This is a genomic window from Virgibacillus xinjiangensis (assembly GCF_042643145.1).
Taxonomy (GTDB): domain Bacteria; phylum Bacillota; class Bacilli; order Bacillales; family Amphibacillaceae; genus Virgibacillus_O; species Virgibacillus_O xinjiangensis.
The window spans coordinates 1-16,362 of record NZ_JBHRSA010000003.1 but is presented as its reverse complement, the minus strand read 5'-3'; the positions used below and the strand labels follow the sequence as shown (position 1 = coordinate 16,362).

Here is a 16,362-nt window from a genome sequence, read left to right as displayed (position 1 = left end):
TGAATGTCGTTTATTGTGCTGCCATACCGCCATCGATCCGATACTGCGAACCACTGATGAAGCTGGACTCATCGGAAGCCAGGAATAATACCAGATTGGCAATATCCTCGGATTCACCATAGCGTTGCATCGGAATCGCCTGCTCTTGCTGTGTCTTCGCAGATTCGGCGTCATCCGGATTGAACCCTTTTTCCAGGGAACGCATCATTCTGGTATTTACCGGGGACGGATGGATGGAATTGACGCGTACATTCGAATCAGCCACTTCCAATGCAGCTGTTTTGGTCAACCCGATAACCGCGTGCTTGGAAGTGGTGTACGGAGCAACACCCGGAGTTCCGATGAACCCGGCAACAGATGACGTATTGATGATGCTGCCGCTTTCCTGCTTCGCCATGACCGGCATCACATATTTCAAACCGAGGAAGACCCCTTGGACATTGACACCGAGCACCTTATTGAAGTCTTCCAGGCTCTGTTCCGGAATCGGAGCCACTTTGCCCTCAATCCCCGCATTATTGAAGAAGATATCGATGGAACCGAATCGATCGACGGTTTCATCTACATATTTTTTCACATCCTCTTCTTTCGTGACGTTTGCTTCCACTGTAATCACTTCGCCAAGAGAGTCCAGTTCCTTCTTCGCTTCATCCAAGGCATCCTGGTTCATATCGACCAAGGTCACTTTAGCCCCTTCTTTGAGAAATTTCTCTGCGGTCACTTTACCAATGCCACCGGCTCCCCCGGTGATGATTGCTGTCTTTCCTTCCAGTCTAGCCATTTCCATATGCACTCCTTTCAAATAGGTTGGTTCAATAGGTTAATATTCATAGGAAAATGTTACTTATTACTCATGTTCCCCTTGGCACAGACAGTAAACATCGGAGACCGCCGTGCGATAACATAAGTGGCTCACCTGCCGCCAGTGGAAAGCTAGGCATATTTCCCTAGCGGCTATCTCCACGAAACCAAAGGTCAATTTTCCTTGGGATGAGACAATCCTGTCCCATACTCTATACTCTTTTCCTCTATCAAAAACCGCTGAACCATTGTCCGAGCGCTACGCCGGCATAGTTTCCCACGATATAGCCGATCGTGCCGACAATCAATATCGGGGCGACCAGTTTGCTCCATCCTTTGGAAATGGCCATTGCAGCCGCTGTAGTAGGCCCGCCGATGTTCGCATTGCTGGCGATGATGACCTCCTCCAGATTGAATTTGAACAGTTTGCCGAAAATGAAGGAGAACAGCATATTCACGGCAACCATCACAAATACGAGCACGAACAGCATCGGCGCGTTCTGCAGAATGACAGGCAGGGATGCAGGAACGCCAATCACGACAAAAAAGATATAAATGAGATAAGTGCCGATTTCCTGTGCCCCCCTGATGCTTTCAAAATAACGGGAAAACACGGTGACCGCTACCAATGTAAGTGTGGTCAACATCAAATAGCCGTCCCCTAATATGGTGTTCAAGATGCTCAACACGACATTTTCCCCGGATGGTATAATGGAAGCGAAAATTTCCGCCAGCTTGAAAGAAACAGCAACCAGCGCAAGTGCCGTACCGACTGCCAGTGCAATATCTTTCAAGGAAATCTCTTTTCCTTTCCAATAGGAGGCTGCCAGGTTTTCATCCTTGTCCGTCCGGGTCTCCTCCACTTCCTTGATATGTGGAGTGGAAAATCGTCTGGTGAAGAATTTCGAAGCCGGGATGGCCATAAGTACAAGAAAGTACAGTGCCATCATCATATTATCGGCCACCACAGTGGAAGAAATGACCTCCCCCGGTGTCTCGAAGCGTGCAGACAATGCGGCCAGGTTGACGCTCCCGCCGATATACGATCCGGTCATGATGGCGGCTATCTCATCCAGTCCTGGTATCACATCCTTTAAAAGGAAAAACGCGGTGATCGCCCCGGCGACCGTACCGATCCCGCTCAACAGGAACATGAGCAAGAGACGTCCGCTTTCATTCCATATTTTGATGATGTTGGATTGGAATAGCAGCAGCGGAATAGCGAGCGGAACGACATAGGCCCAGACTGCATCATAGACAGGCGATTCCAATGGAATGACCTGTAAATTGGCCAGGAGCATCGCACCGACCAGGGCAATGATCGCCCCGGACACTTTGGATGCCCAGCTGTATTTCTGTTCCAAATAGATGCTTATTGCTGCCCAGCCGGCCAAAAATGCCCAAAGCAGCCAGGTCTCGTCCGGCTGGATAATCGAATAAATCATGATCTCTCTCCTTTTTCTATGTGTGTAATATGCACATATTATACAGAAACAAAGGAACATTCTCAAAACTATCCCTTGTTTTATCCATGTACTACCTCTCTATTCGCTGTTTACAGGGTTTCCCCCTTTTCTATTCGTGGAAAATGTTATATCCTATAGGAGTTATAGGATTTTTCTGAAGTGACCAAAGGAGGACACACGATGACCATGAAAAAGACATTGACACTTGCCGGTTCTGATTCCAGCGGCGGTGCAGGTATACAAGCAGATTTGAAAACATTCCAGGAACATGGAGTCTATGGGATGAACGCTCTCACTTCCATTGTAGCCATGAACCCGGAGGACTGGAGCCATGACGTAACAGCCATCGATACAGACGTGGTGGAGAAGCAGTTGAATACCATCCTTTCCGTCGGCATCGATGCCATGAAATCAGGAATGCTGGGCTCTGTCGAGATCATTAAACTTGGAGCAGAGAAGATCGATGAATTCCATATCGATAAGTTTGTACTCGACCCGGTGATGGTATGTAAAGGGGAAGATGAAGTGCTGCAGCCGGAAAACACCGATGCGATGAGAGAATATCTCCTCCCTCGTTCCCTGATCACCACCCCGAACCTGTTTGAAGCAGGACAACTTGCCCAGACTGGCCCGATCAAGACCATTGACGGCATGAAAGAGGCCGCCAAGAAAATCCATGAGCTTGGCGCGAAGCATGTGGTCATCAAAGGCGGGAAAGAATTGGACCATGATAAAGCCATCGATCTATTTTATGATGGACAAGATTTCACCCTGCTGGAGCAGGATAAGATCAATACCACTTATAACCATGGGGCAGGCTGTACATTTGCTGCAGCTGTGACAGCCAACCTGGCCAATGGAAAGTCTGTTAAAGATGCGGTCAGCGATGCAAAGGATTTCGTCACTGCAGCCATTGCCCATGGCTGGAAACTGAACCAGTTCGTCGGTCCGGTCATGCATGGTGCGTATAACCAGACAGGCGGCAATCAATAAGACAGCAAAGACCCGGAGCGGCTATCAGATGCCGTTCCGGGTCTTTTATCTGTCTATTCCTCTTCCTTTTTTGTCTGATCAGATTCCTGCTGGTCCGCCTCAGCTTCAGCATGCTCCGTTTCTGCTGACTCCTTTGCGGCCGAAATTTCTTCATAACTGTTCCTCATCCCGGCATCAAAGTTATTGACTTGGCCCCGGGAGACATAGCTTTCCAGCATGGCCTTCAAGTCTATTCCTGTTGTCTCCTTCAACGACTCTTGGATGCCAAGCATGGTGGATGTGACACTGCCGGCAACCTTCGATGTACCACCTCGCGAGTCGGATCCACCCATATCGATGACCTTCATATCCTTGATTTGCGAAATAGGTGCAGACACCTTCTCCGCATATTCAGGCAATACGTTGATCAGCATTTCCATGACGGCAGCTTCTCCATACTGTTCCATGGCTTTGGCCATCCGTTCTTTCGCCTCTGCTTCGGCAATACCGCGCTGGCGGATGACTTCTGCTTCGGATTCCCCGCGGATCCGTTCCTTTTCTGCCAGTGCTTCTGCTTCTTTCGTTGTCCGGTATGCTTCCGTATCCGCAATGGACCGGCGCCGTTTGTTCTCTTCTTCCTCCAACTGTACCGCCCGCTGGCGCTCGATGTACTGTACTTTCAATTCCTCTTCCTTGACCTGCTGGGCCAGCTTCTGCCGTTCCAGCTCGCCCGCCTGCTCGGCGTTCGCTTGCGCCCGGTTGGTCTCCTTCTGGAATTCCGCTTCTTTAATATCCTTTTCGTTCTTCGACTGGGCGATCGCCGTCAATCGGCGGTTCGACTCTTCCTGTGCCTCTTGGTCGTTTTTCGCCTGATAGATGCGTGTTTCCTTCTTGGCATCAGATTCCGCCATATCGGCATGCTTCTGCACTTCCGCAATATGCGGGCGCCCAAGAGCATCGATGTAGCCATTTTCCTTATCAACATCCTCTACATCATTCAACGCAAAGGACGTGATTTCAAAGCCCATCCCCTTCAAATCGGCTTCCGCTATCTTTTTCACCTGTGTATTGACTTCCTTGAAGTCATTGTAGATCTTTTCAATCGGCAGGGATGCAATGATGGACCGGAGATGCCCGTTCAGCACATCCTGCAACTCAGACTCACGCTCATTCTGTTTCTTACCCAGGAATTTCTCAGCAAAGTTGGCCATGATCGCCAGCTCGCTTCCGATACTGATTACCGCCGTACTGGCGACCCGTACCGGAATCCCTTCCTTTGTATAAGCTTTCTCGGAATCGACCTGGAGCTGAAAGGATGTAAGATCGATCGGAGTTGCCGTCTGGAACATACGCAGACGGTAACCGCCGCCACGGATGATCTTCACCGAACGTCCGTTATCATCCTCGAATACATTCTTCTCTTTTTCGGGATCTCCCAAATTCGGCCCCGTGACAATCAAGGCTTCATTCGAACTGGCTGTCTTATAACGAAGCCTGAAGATGATGAATGTGCTGATTCCGCCAATGAGAGCCACCGCTCCCAGAATGACAAGAATAATCAAAACTAGTGCGTTTTCAAACATAAAACTGACCCGCCCCTTTTCTAGATGTATGTACCAGCTTTTTGAAGCCGGTATAACTGTAATACGGATGAGTTTTCAAATGGTTTCAGTATAAATGGAATTTTCTGCTGATGGATCTGTTAAAAATAGAGTTCCGTTTATCCCCTGCCAAACTAGGGTACAATGGATAAAAACAAACGGAGGGGGGCCCATCCAATGGGTGTGATTGACAATAAATTCTCCAAAGGACCGCAAATCAACTATTCCAGCCGCAATTTGTGGTCCGGTATCCTTTTCGGGCTTGGACTGGTGGCTTTTCTGGATGAAATGATCTTTCACCAGTTGCTCGGGTGGCACCATTTCTATGACAGGTCGACTACCCAGATCGGGCTCCTGTCGGATGGCCTGTTTCATGCCTTCAGCTGGTTTGCTACGGTCGGCTCCTTGTTCATGGTGGCAGATCTCCGGCGACGGAGCGCATGGTGGGTGAAACGATGGATTGGCGGCGTCCTCCTCGGTCTCGGCGCCTTCAACTTGTATGACGGAATCGTCCAGCATAAGCTGATGCGCCTCCATCAAATCCGCTATGATACCGACAACCTTCTTCTCTATGATCTAGCGTGGAACCTTATTGCAACGATTATCTTAATCATCGGTATTGTCGTTGTCCTGCAAACCAGGAAACTAATGAAAGGAAAGGTCAAGTGATATGAAAGACCATCATCTGCCTGTTTTCGCAGAATGGGTCCTTTCCCTTCCCTTCCTTGCCGCCCTGTTCATTTACATAGCAGCTTTGATTGTTTCCAGAAAAAACGGCAGGCACTGGCCGATCTACCGTACAATGCTATGGTTGGCCGGAACACTGCTCTGCCTGATATCTGTTGCAGGTCCGCTGGCACAACTCGCCCACGGAGATTTCCGCGTCCATATGACAGGCCATCTCCTGCTCGGAATGCTTGGCCCTTTGCTGATGGCCCTCGGTGCACCGGTGAAATTGCTGCTTCGTTCGCTGCCGGTTGAGCATGCAAAGAAATTCACCCGGATTCTCCGCAGCAGGATCCTCGGCTTCTTGAGCAACCCGGCTGTCACAGCGACAGTGAATCTCGGCGGCCTTTGGATTCTCTATACAACGGATCTATATCAGCTGATGCATGAAAGTACGCTGCTTCATATCCTCATCCACTTGCACATCTTTTTGGCCGGATACCTGTTCACCGTATCTTTGATTTATGTGGAGCCGATTCCGCATCGAACCAGCTACCTGTATCGCAGTGCCATCCTGGTGCTCGCACTTGCTGCCCATGGGATCCTATCCAAGCATATTTATGCCAATCCTCCTCAGGGTGTCCCTTCGCAGGAAGCGGAAACAGGCGGCATGCTGATGTATTACGGTGGGGATGCAGTCGATTTGCTCATTGTAGTGATCCTCTGCTATCACTGGTATCAAGCCGCCGCACCGAAGGAAACGGACAGGGAGGTTTCCGCCTCCGGCTAATTCGAAAAACGAAAAAACAGCATACCTAGCACTGATGCTGGTATGCTGTCTCCTATTCTTCTCTTATTCATTCATGCCTATTATTCAGGCTTCCTTCCTCAACACAACGGTATGTTGCTCCTTCTTTGCCTTCGAGGCTGATGGCAGCATATGGAAGACGATGTTCAGGACGATGGCCGTGGCACTTCCCGCTACAATCCCATTGCTTGTCAGTATTTGGATGCTCGATGGGAACGCGGCGAAAATCTCAGGCACCACCGTCACACCAAGTCCCATCCCTACCGAACAGGCCACAATCATGGAGTTCTCCGGAGAATTCGGGATGACCTTGCTCAGCATCTTGATTCCCTGGGAAATAACCATACCGAACATGGCGATCATTGCTCCACCCAAGACAGGAGTCGGAATGATGGTAGTCAGTGCCGCAATCTTCGGCACCAATCCAAGCCCGATCAGCATGAAAGCTGCGACAAATATGACCCTTACCGATTTGACGCCAGTCATCTGGATCAGTCCGACGTTCTGGGAAAATGCTGTATATGGGAAGGCATTGAAGATTCCTCCCAGGAGGATGGCCAGCCCTTCCGCCCGGTATCCCCGGGCAAGGTCTTTCTGCTCCAATTCCTTCTCCGTAATATCCCCCAACGCAAAATACACACCGGATGATTCTACCAATGACACCATCGCTACGAGAATCATAGTCACAATGGCAGACCACTCAAAGGTCGGCATGCCAAAATAGAAAGGCTGGGCAAGATGGAAATACGATGCTTCTCCCACTGCTGAAAAGTCGACCATTCCCATGAAAGCCGCAGCGGCTGTTCCGAATACAAGCCCCAATAGAATGGAAATGGAACGGATAAATCCTCGGCTGAACCGGTACATCAAGATAATGAACAACAATGTTCCAAAGGAAAGAGCGATATTGGATAGGGAGCCGAAATCTTCCGCACCTTGTCCGCCACCCATGTCATTGATCGCTACCGGAATCAGCGTAATACCGATGATCGTGACCACCGTGCCAGTTACGACCGGTGGGAAAAAGCGGACCAGCTTGCCGAAGAATTTGCTGATCAGGACGACGAATAAACCGGAAACGATGATCGCCCCATATATCGCAGAAACTCCATACTCGCCGCCGATCGCGATCATCGGCCCGACTGCCGTGAAGGTACAACCGAGAACAACAGGGAGCCCGATGCCGAAGTAGCGGTTTTTGACTACCTGCAAAAGGGTCGCCACCCCGCACATCAAAATATCGATGCCGACCAGATAGGTCAGTTGTGCAGATGTGAGACCAAGCGCCCCACCTACAATCAATGGCACCAGAATGGCTCCTGCGTACATGGCCAATACATGCTGAATCCCTAATGCTGCTGTTTTCATACGGCTGCCTCCTCTTTGCTGAATTGGATTTCCCCTTGTTTCAGAGATTCAATGATTGCCAATGACTCCACACGGATACCCTTCTGGCGCAACTCGTCGCCGCCATCCTGGAATCCTTTCTCAATGACGATGCCAAGGCCCGCCAGATCAGCTGACGCCTGCTCGACCAGATGGATCAACCCCCATGCGGCCTGTCCATTCGCTAAAAAGTCGTCAATGACGAGGACGGTATCCTCCTGCTGGATATATTCTTTAGAGATGGAAATCTCATTACTCTCCTGTTTCGTATAAGAATAGACGTCAGCCGAGTACAGATCATCCATCAATGTCAGCGATTTTTTCTTTCTTGCAAATATGACCGGCACTCCCATGTACAAACCTGCCATGACAGAAGGTGCGATTCCGGATGATTCCAAGGTGAGTATCTTGGTCACTCCCGCCTCTTTAAACCTGCTGTCGAATTCCTCCCCAATGGCTTGCATCAAGACCGGGTCCACCTGATGGTTCAAGAATGCATCGACTTTCAATACCGTGTCGGACAAGACCTTGCCTTCCTGCATGATCTTCTGCTTCAGTCTTTCCATGATAATCCCCTTTCTTTCTGGTCAAAGATGATATCCACTTCAGCATTCCATATCCCAGCAGACGAAAAAGCCCGAAAAGTGTACTTCTACCATCGCCATGATAAAAGCAAACTTTTCGGGCTTTTTGAAAACCGAAAAGGAATGGCGACGCCTTGTTCAGAGACGTCCCCCATTCACTCCGCTGCTTTCCATAGTCGGTTCATTTACGGTAAACCGGTAGAGACTTGCGGGCCATATCCCCGCGATTATATGAAAATGCCTTATTGAATTGTTTACAGTATAGCATGTGAATCGGGAAAAACAACCCCGCACCGAATAGAAAGACGATTCAAACAATTCTACCCTCTATGCCTTATCCTCCTCAATCGGATGGAAACAGGAAACACCGTCCACCTCTACCCGGCGGATTCTTCCCTGTTCTTCTAAATAAAGGAGACGGGTGAGACTGGCCATAAACGTACTGAGCATGGAGGGAAACGGCCTCTCTCCATAGATTTTCCGGCAGACTTCTGCAGCTGTAGTTGGCTTCTCGTTCACCAAGGACATCACCTGTTCCAAGCGTTGATCATGTTTCTGCCTGGTCTGGCGAACCCTCTCCTGAAAGTTCTCCATCACTTCTCCATGACCCGGAAGAGCAAGAGCCGTTTCATATGGCTCCACCGCCTTTAGTGAATGGTAATAATCTTTCAGCGGGTTGCCTTCCTCCCCTTCCCATAACCCGATCACCGGTGAAATGGCCTTCAGGATATGATCCCCGACAATCATCAATTTCCTCTCCCGGTTATAGAAACAAAAATGGTCCGGCGCATGACCCGGTGTCCAGATGACTTCATATGCATCATCCCCCAAGTAAATCTTATCCTGTTCATGGAATATTTGATCAGGCTCGACAGCAAAAATGAATGAATCATCTTCCATCATATCCGACGGCAACCTCGGTCCGCCGTAGTTGGGGAGAATATTGTTCAACCGCTCCACATTAGAGGCGGATCGTAGCCTTTTGGTCAGCTGGTACCCCTTCTCCGACATGACAACGGGCACCCCTAATTCCCGTTGAAACCAGCCTGCGAGACCTATATGGTCCTGATGGACATGGGTGAGCACCACCTTCTCCACCTTAATGTCTGTTCCAAGTGCTTTTCTCCATATCTGGATGGCGTGCTCCGAGTATATTCCGGTATCCACCACCGTGTAACCGTTTGCCCCTTTTATCAAATAGCAGTTCGTCTCTTCGTTTCCCGGAGGAAATTCCACCACGAGACGATAGATGTCTTTACTTATTTGTTCCAGCATAAAACGTTCCCTTTCCCCATTAGGTAAAATATGTAATTCACTGCCCTTTCTCATATTTTACCGTTTCTATACCTTATTGCAAATTGGCGGCTCTGTGTCGGCTTGTGGTTGGGTGTATTTCCTGGCTCACATTATATTTGTAAGATTTTCTTACATAAGGAGTGACATTCTTGTTTTTATAAACTAAACTGATAATTAAGATAAATGGGGTTATAGTTAGGGAGCGAATTCTGTTTTCTAAATATCGCCCGTATTGAGGCTGATGTGAGCAGGATGTGCGCCTTACACACCGCTGCGGAAGTTCCACTTCGCTTTCCGCGGGTTTGGTGATTTGATTTTAGTGATGTCTGTCGCTGTAATAGAGAGAATAGAAGAATTCAATGATAGCCGGGTGACTTTAGGCTATTGATCCTCCACAGTCATTCAAAAATCAGATCGATTCACATAGCGGAGGCAGAATGCGTAGACTCCTATGGGAACAGCACGAGTCTGAAGGCCCCACAGGAAGCGCTCTTTGCTTCCGAGGAGACTGAAGCCGTGCCCACGGAAAGCGAAGCGTTCTGCCGTAGCGGTGGCAGCCCTGCTCATTTCTATAGAAGATTAACAAGAGAAAAGCTGGCGATTTTCATGCCCGTCGCTTCTCCTGAAACATAAATTCACATCCAGCGGAGGCAGAATGCGTAGACTCCTGTGGGAACAGCACGAGTCTGAAGGCCCCGCAGGAAGCGTACTTTGCTTCCGAGGAGACTGAAGCCGTGCCCACGGAAAGCGAAGCGTTCTGCCGTAGCGGTTGCAGTCCTTCTCTTTTCTATAAAAGATTAGCAAGAGAGAAGCTGACGATCTTCATGCCCGTCGCTTCTCCTGAAACATAAATTCACATCCAGCGGAGGCAGAATGCGTAGACTCCTGTGGGAACAGCACGAGTCTGAAGGCCCCGCAGGAAGCGTACTTTGCTTCCGAGGAGACTGAAGCCGTGCCCACGGAAAGCGAAGCGTTCTGCCGTAGCGGTGGCAGCCCTGCTCATTTCTGTAGAAGATTAACAAGAGAAAAGCTGGCGATCTTCATGCCCGTCGCTTCTCCTGAAATATAAATTCACATCCAGCGGTGGCAAAAGTCATTTCAACTGTATCGTTGATCGCCGGTAGAATGAAATTTAAAAGGAAAGGGAGAAAATATTGACTAGTTACCGGGAAAAGAAAGTCATTACCATCGGAGTCGTTCATGAACTGACCGGATTATCGGAAAGAAAAATACGCTACTACGAAGAAAGGGGGCTGATATTCCCTGCACGCAGCAAGAAAGGAACAAGAAAATACTCCTTTTCTGACATCGAAGCATTGATGAACATCGCCGATCAACGAGAAGAAGGCGTACAGACGGATGAAATCAAGAGAGACATGATGAAAAAGAAAAATTCCAAGCAAATACGGGAAGAATTGCGGCGCGGCCAGCTCAATGCCCACTTCAATATGAGAAAACCCTAGGATCAGCCACGCACAAAAAAAGCGGACAGGAATCTCTCCCTGCCCGCATGGTCTTGGCTTTATTTTCTCCAGGAACGGATCTGCTCCTCCCCCTCTTTTTCCCTCACTGGCGTTCTGATGAAAAAGGAGATGATCAATCCGATGATTGCAGTTACTCCAGCAAAAATGAACGATACATTCACACCATGAATCATGCCGCTGATCCCTTCTTCCGGAATGGCTGCAGTGGACATGATGGTAATCGGAAGCGCCGTTCCGACCGCACCAGATACCTGGCGCATGGTATTATTCAAAGCCGTACCGTGCGGAATCATGTCCGGCGGCAGATCGTTCAGGCCCGCCGTCGTGACAGGCATCATTACCATGGCGACCCCCAGCATCCGAAAGGCATGGACGATCGCCAGATAGGTCAACGAAGTCTCTACAGTCAGCACGGTCAACATAAAGGTAGTGATCACGATCAAGGACAATCCGATAATGGAAAGGTACCTGGCACCAAATCGGTCAAATAGCCTACCTGTCACTGGATTCATCAGCCCCATGATGATCGCCCCAGGCATCAGCATCAGACCGGATTCAAACGCCGTATAGCCGAGCATGTTCTGTACATACATCGGAAGGACCACGGCTGCACCGATCATCGCCATGAATGTGACCATCCCCAGGGCCGTCGTCAACGTGAACATCCGATACTTGAAAATCCGGAACTCCAGCATGGGCTGTTTCAATTGGAATTGCCTGCGGATGAAAATGACCAGGCTGACAAGTCCGACAAGCAACGATACAACCACAGGAACACTTGACCACCCGGTGCTTCCGGCTATACTGAAGCCATACAGCAGCCCACCAAAACCGAGCGTGGACAAGATGATGGAAGAGACATCCAGTTTCGGGAATGTCCGCTTCGTTACGTTTTTCAAGACGAAATAAGCAATCAATATATCAATGATGGCAATTGGCAGCATGATGAAGAACAGTGTGCGCCACGGATAGTTTTCCACAATCCAGCCCGATAAGGTTGGGCCGATAGCCGGTGCAAAAGCGATGACCAGTCCGAAGAATCCCATGGCAGTCCCTCTCTTTTCCACCGGAAAGATCAGCATCACGATCGTCTGCATCAGCGGCATGATGATACCTGCTCCAGCAGCCTGCAAGATTCTCCCTGACAGCAGGAAACTGAAATTCGGTGAAACCGCACATAGCAATGTCCCAACCGTAAATGTCCCTATGGCTGTAAGGAAGAGGGCCCTTGTGGTAAAACGCTCGATCAAGAAGGCGGTGACCGGTATCATGATTCCATTGACCAGCATGAATATGGATTGCAGCCACTGTGCAGTAGCAGCGTCCAATTGCAAGTCTTCCATGATATGAGGAATAGCTGTCCCCAACAGGGTCTGATTGAGGATGGCCACAAATGCCCCGGAAATAAGGACAATCATGATGGGCACCTTCTGAATAGACTCAGGCTCCCCTGTTCCCGGTATATCATTGTTCCCCATAGTTTCCCCTTCTTTCTTCTATTGGATAAGGATTAGTTTATTGCAAAACAAATCAGGCTATGTACTAAAGCCGCTTGAACATACTAACACAAAAGATAATCCTCCTCCAGAATCTTACTCAACCAGCGGTGCATCCGAATGTTGAGAAGAAAATAGATCAGACAGAAGAACCAGCAGCTATCCAAGGTAAAAAAATTGCTGCCCCAGAACTGGAGCAGCATAAGTTGTATGCCGATTATTTTTTTATTAGGTGAACTCCCTCTCTATCTATCGATTGCCGCTATGACTTGCTTAGCTGTAGCTGCCGCTGAGATGGGCGCCTACACCGCTTTCACGGACAGCGATATATTCTGGGCGCGGCTTCCCTCCTGAATATGGATCAACCAGGCGGTTCTCCACACTGTTATACACCATGAACAGATTGTTACGAGGGTATGGTGTCATATTGCTGGTAGAGCCGTGCATCGTGTTCGACTCGAATAGTGTGATAGAACCAGCCTTGCCGGTCGGTACGGAAATTCCTCCGCCGGTTTCAGCCAAGAAGCGCAGGCTGTCTTCATCCGGAACTCCCAATTTCTGTTTCTTCAGGGATTCTTTATAGTTATCATCCGGAGTCTCTCCTGCACAGCTGATGTAGTAGTTCTGGGATCCAGGAATCAGCATCAGCGGGCCATTGAACGTATAGTTGTCAGACAAGGCGATGGATACACTCACCGCTCTCATCCGCGGCATACCGTCCTCTACATGCCACGTTTCAAAATCGGAATGCCAGTCGAATTCTTTCCCTTTGAACCCCGGTTTGTAGTTGATGCGGGACTGATGCACGTATACATCACTGCCAAGCAAATGGTTGACAATGTCAAGAATACGCTGGTCATTAGCCACTTTTTGGAAGTAGTTATCGTCATGATGTACGTGGAAGATGGACCGGATATCCTCGCTCTCCGGTTCACGGATCACTTTTTCGGATTCTACTCCTTTAGTAGCATCTTGCAACTCAAAAATGGCTTTCTGCATATCGGCCACTTCATCATCGGAGAAGAGGTCCGTTACCTGCAGAAACCCATTCTTTTCGTAGGAATCCAACTGTTCTTTTGAAATAGGAGCCTGATCATCTTTGGATCGGTCCGTGTGTATGACAGGGTCTTTTCTATCCAGAATCTTAAATGTGTCATTTTTTCTTGAAGGATAAAGATCTTGCATGATATCCGCTCCTCTTTAAAAAAATTTTCACGCTTTTGAATCTGTTGCATGTATTTCCAAATTCCGGCATACCTTGAGGAAATTCCCTGTATACCGACATCTTAACATAGTTAATTAAAATGTAAACACCTAATATATAAAAAGTTTAAAATAATAGGAAATTAATTGGTATAGAAATTCCCCAGCCAATTCAGGGGATTCCTACCGTCTCAGGTTGAACAGGTCATGGCAGCTCATTTCCGGCAGCACGGTAAATTTCATACCATTCCTGGCGTGTTATCTTCAACTCTGATGCTGCAACAATTTTCTTCAATCGTTCCGGTGTCATCGTACCTACGACCGGTTGGATTCCCGCTGGATGGCGGAGAATCCAGGCGATGGCAGCCGCCGATTTATTAACACCATACTTTTCGCCGATTTCCTGAAGCTTTTCATTCAGCTCGGGAAACTCTTCGTTATCGATATAGAACCCTTCGAACATTCCATAGCGGAACGGTGACCAGGCTTGGATGGTCATATCGTGAAGCCTGCTATATTCAAGGACCCCACCATCTCTGTCGAGACCGCTTCCACTTCTGGTATTCACCTGTAGTCCACGATTGATCATCCCTGTGTGCATCACACTGAACTGGAGCTGGTTGATGATCAATTCCTGATCTACATTTTTCTTCAACAATTCTATTTGCCGGGGATGATGATTACTGACCCCGAAATGTCTTACCTTCCCACTTGTGTAGAGCTGATCAAATGCCTCTGCCACCTCCTCCGGCTCCACCAATGTGTCGGGACGGTGAAGAAGAAGGACATCCACATAATCGGTATGTAACCTGTGCAGGCTGTCTTCAACCGACTTCAGTATATGTTCCTTCGAAAAATCGTAGAACCCTTTACGTATACCCACCTTTGTCTGAAGATAAACATTTTCCCGAATAGAAGATTTCATATCGATTGCTTTTGCGAAAGTTTCCTCCGACTGTCCGCCGGCATAAATATCAGCATGGTCGAAGAAATCCACCCCAAGTTCCAATGCCTGACGCACAATTTTCTCCGTTTTCTCCACCGATTCCTTGCCCATATTCATACAACCCAATGAAATATTGGAAACTTCCAGCCCACTGTTGCCGAGTCGCATCTTTTCCATATAAAACTTCCTTTCTCCCATAGTACTGCCATTCTACCATTTACCAATGGAAAGTACTTATAAGACACCTTAACCACACCATTATTATGAGAGTTTAGAAAGGAAACGGACAGGAAATACTACTTTTGAAATCAAATAAAAGGACAGGAGAGATGGTTGATGAAGAGACTGCTGGGATCGGCAGCAATTATAGCACTTACATTATTACTTGCTGCTTGCGGAAATGGGGGCGAGACAGATGAATCCCCCGCAGATCAATCGGAAGGACAACCTGCGGGGGAAAATGAGCAAATGGATAATGCCTCGGAAAATGACGGAGGCACTGATCAGACGACCGGTGCAAATGACGAAGAAGCAACAACTTCCTCTCAATCATACGGATTCACGCAGTTCAGCGTGGAAGCAGATATTGATGGTACCCGGGATGCCGTGGAAGTGGAATATGAGCAGGAAAACGATACAACCGAAGCATCCTACCAGGATGAGAATGCAGGCATCCAGCTGAAAGGTGATGAAGCCATGGAAGAGCTGGACAGCATCTTTACAGAATTCACCTTTGATGAAAGCACACCCGAAGAAGAGGTAGCACAAGAAGTAGCACAAGCGTTCAACATCCCTGAGGATGCCGAAGAATTCGAAGTAGAAATTGAATTCGATGACCAAAACGAACTGGAATATGAGCGAAATTAATTGAACAGCGGACGCCTTCAGAGCGTCCGTTTGTTATGTAATGGCTGCTGTCACATGGACGCACACGGCGGATAATCTCACGGCTCCTGCTGATTTCTCCACGCTCCGGCGGATTTCTCGCGCCTTCTGCTGATTCCCTCGCGCTCCGGCTGATTTCCCGCGCCTTCTGCCGATTTCGCCGCGCTCCCGCTGATTCCTCGCGCCTCCTGCCGATTCCCTCGCACCTCCTGCTGATTCCCCGCGCCTTCTGCCGATTTCTCCGCGCTCCGGCGGATATCTCACGGCTCCTGCTGATTTCCCGCTCCTCCTGCCGATTTCTCCGCGCTCCGGCGGATTTCTCACGGCTCCTGCTGATTCCCTCGCTCTACGGCGGATTTCCCGCTCCTCCTGCTGATTCCCTCGCGCTCTCGCTGATTCCCTCGCGCTCTCGCTGATTCCCTCGCGCTCTCGCTGATTCCCCGCGCCTTCTGCCGATTTCGCCACGCTCCGGCGGATTTCTCGCGCCTCCTGCTGATTCCCCGCGCCTTCTGCCGATTTCTCCGCGCTCCGGCGGATTTCTCACGGCTCCTGCTGATTCCCTCGCTCTACGGCGGATTTCTCTCGCCTCCTGCCGATTCCCTCGCGCTCCCGCTGATTTCCTGCACCTCCTGCTGATTCCCCGCGCCTTCTGCCGATTTCTCCGCGCTCCGGCGGATATCTCACGGCTCCTGCTGATTTCCCGATTAAGTCCGTATAATTGTGTAAAAGTGTAAAAAAAAGAATGGATCACATCAATTCTTGGTTACA

The 16,362-nt window shown here is 49.1% G+C and carries 16 protein-coding genes and 1 riboswitch; of the genes, 5 read left to right on the top strand and 11 right to left on the bottom strand.

From position 1 onward, the window contains the following. Positions 1-10: 10 nt before the first annotated feature. Positions 11-781 (bottom strand): SDR family NAD(P)-dependent oxidoreductase, encoded by a 771-nt coding sequence (locus tag ACFOGI_RS00210; RefSeq protein ID WP_390266648.1) that lies wholly within the window; start codon positions 779-781, stop codon positions 11-13. Positions 782-1,031: 250 nt separating this feature from the next. Next, positions 1,032-2,246, bottom strand: coding sequence for a DUF819 family protein (locus ACFOGI_RS00205; RefSeq protein WP_390266646.1), 1,215 nt, complete (start codon positions 2,244-2,246; stop codon positions 1,032-1,034). Between the two features lie 201 nt (positions 2,247-2,447). Here ACFOGI_RS00205 and pdxK point away from each other — a divergent pair, with 201 nt between their 5' ends. Continuing rightward, positions 2,448-3,260: a pyridoxine/pyridoxal/pyridoxamine kinase gene (gene pdxK, locus ACFOGI_RS00200; protein ID WP_390266644.1), complete on the top strand. Its 813-nt coding sequence runs from the start codon at positions 2,448-2,450 to the stop codon at positions 3,258-3,260. Positions 3,261-3,313: 53 nt separating this feature from the next. On the opposite strand, the gene ACFOGI_RS00195 is transcribed toward pdxK, so the two are convergent. Then, positions 3,314-4,822: a flotillin family protein gene (locus tag ACFOGI_RS00195; protein WP_390266642.1), complete on the bottom strand. Its 1,509-nt coding sequence runs from the start codon at positions 4,820-4,822 to the stop codon at positions 3,314-3,316. Between the two features lie 195 nt (positions 4,823-5,017). Here ACFOGI_RS00195 and ACFOGI_RS00190 point away from each other — a divergent pair, with 195 nt between their 5' ends. Together ACFOGI_RS00190 and ACFOGI_RS00185 are read left to right on the top strand one after the other, a co-directional pair. Further along, positions 5,018-5,509: a DUF2243 domain-containing protein gene (locus ACFOGI_RS00190; protein ID WP_390266640.1), complete on the top strand. Its 492-nt coding sequence runs from the start codon at positions 5,018-5,020 to the stop codon at positions 5,507-5,509. 1 nt (position 5,510) lies between these two features. Beyond that, positions 5,511-6,296 carry a cytochrome c oxidase assembly protein gene (locus tag ACFOGI_RS00185; protein ID WP_390266638.1) on the top strand — a complete coding sequence of 262 codons (786 nt, stop codon included), beginning with the start codon at positions 5,511-5,513 and terminating at the stop codon, positions 6,294-6,296. A gap of 84 nt (positions 6,297-6,380) precedes the next feature. On the opposite strand, the gene ACFOGI_RS00180 is transcribed toward ACFOGI_RS00185, so the two are convergent. The 3 genes from ACFOGI_RS00180 to ACFOGI_RS00170 all read right to left on the bottom strand — a co-directional run bounded on the left by ACFOGI_RS00180 (position 6,381) and on the right by ACFOGI_RS00170 (position 9,559). Further along, positions 6,381-7,682, bottom strand: a complete 1,302-nt coding sequence (locus tag ACFOGI_RS00180) for a nucleobase:cation symporter-2 family protein (protein ID WP_390266636.1) — start codon at positions 7,680-7,682, stop codon at positions 6,381-6,383. Next, entirely contained in the window at positions 7,679-8,266 is a 588-nt protein-coding gene (locus tag ACFOGI_RS00175; RefSeq protein WP_390266634.1) for a xanthine phosphoribosyltransferase, read from the bottom strand. The genes ACFOGI_RS00180 and ACFOGI_RS00175 overlap by 4 nt, the downstream gene beginning before the upstream one ends. 171 nt (positions 8,267-8,437) lie before the next feature. Next, a riboswitch (purine riboswitch) is annotated at positions 8,438-8,539 on the bottom strand. 72 nt (positions 8,540-8,611) lie between these two features. After that, a complete protein-coding gene (locus tag ACFOGI_RS00170; protein WP_390266632.1) occupies positions 8,612-9,559 on the bottom strand; it encodes an MBL fold metallo-hydrolase in 948 nt (315 codons plus the stop codon). 1,175 nt (positions 9,560-10,734) lie between these two features. On the opposite strand from ACFOGI_RS00170, the gene ACFOGI_RS00165 reads away from it, so the two are divergent. Then, complete coding sequence (locus tag ACFOGI_RS00165) at positions 10,735-11,043, top strand: MerR family transcriptional regulator (protein ID WP_390266630.1); 309 nt, start codon at positions 10,735-10,737, stop codon at positions 11,041-11,043. Positions 11,044-11,102: 59 nt separating this feature from the next. Here the strand turns inward: ACFOGI_RS00165 and ACFOGI_RS00160 are convergent, their stop codons facing one another. The 3 genes from ACFOGI_RS00160 to ACFOGI_RS00150 all read right to left on the bottom strand — a co-directional run bounded on the left by ACFOGI_RS00160 (position 11,103) and on the right by ACFOGI_RS00150 (position 14,886). After that, entirely contained in the window at positions 11,103-12,542 is a 1,440-nt protein-coding gene (locus ACFOGI_RS00160) for an MDR family MFS transporter (protein WP_390266628.1), read from the bottom strand. Positions 12,543-12,833: 291 nt separating this feature from the next. Beyond that, on the bottom strand, positions 12,834-13,745 hold the full coding sequence (gene thpD, locus ACFOGI_RS00155; RefSeq protein ID WP_390266626.1) for an ectoine hydroxylase: 912 nt from the start codon (positions 13,743-13,745) through the stop codon (positions 12,834-12,836). Between the two features lie 223 nt (positions 13,746-13,968). Next, positions 13,969-14,886 carry an aldo/keto reductase gene (locus tag ACFOGI_RS00150; RefSeq protein ID WP_390266625.1) on the bottom strand — a complete coding sequence of 306 codons (918 nt, stop codon included), beginning with the start codon at positions 14,884-14,886 and terminating at the stop codon, positions 13,969-13,971. 159 nt (positions 14,887-15,045) lie between these two features. Here ACFOGI_RS00150 and ACFOGI_RS00145 point away from each other — a divergent pair, with 159 nt between their 5' ends. Next, entirely contained in the window at positions 15,046-15,576 is a 531-nt protein-coding gene (locus ACFOGI_RS00145; RefSeq protein ID WP_390266623.1) for a YusW family protein, read from the top strand. Between the two features lie 33 nt (positions 15,577-15,609). Here the strand turns inward: ACFOGI_RS00145 and ACFOGI_RS00140 are convergent, their stop codons facing one another. After that, positions 15,610-16,059, bottom strand: a complete 450-nt coding sequence (locus ACFOGI_RS00140) for a hypothetical protein (protein ID WP_390266621.1) — start codon at positions 16,057-16,059, stop codon at positions 15,610-15,612. Continuing rightward, positions 15,941-16,345: a hypothetical protein gene (locus ACFOGI_RS00135; protein WP_390266619.1), complete on the bottom strand. Its 405-nt coding sequence runs from the start codon at positions 16,343-16,345 to the stop codon at positions 15,941-15,943. Before ACFOGI_RS00135 ends, ACFOGI_RS00140 begins: the two co-directional genes overlap by 119 nt. Positions 16,346-16,362 lie beyond the last annotated feature (17 nt).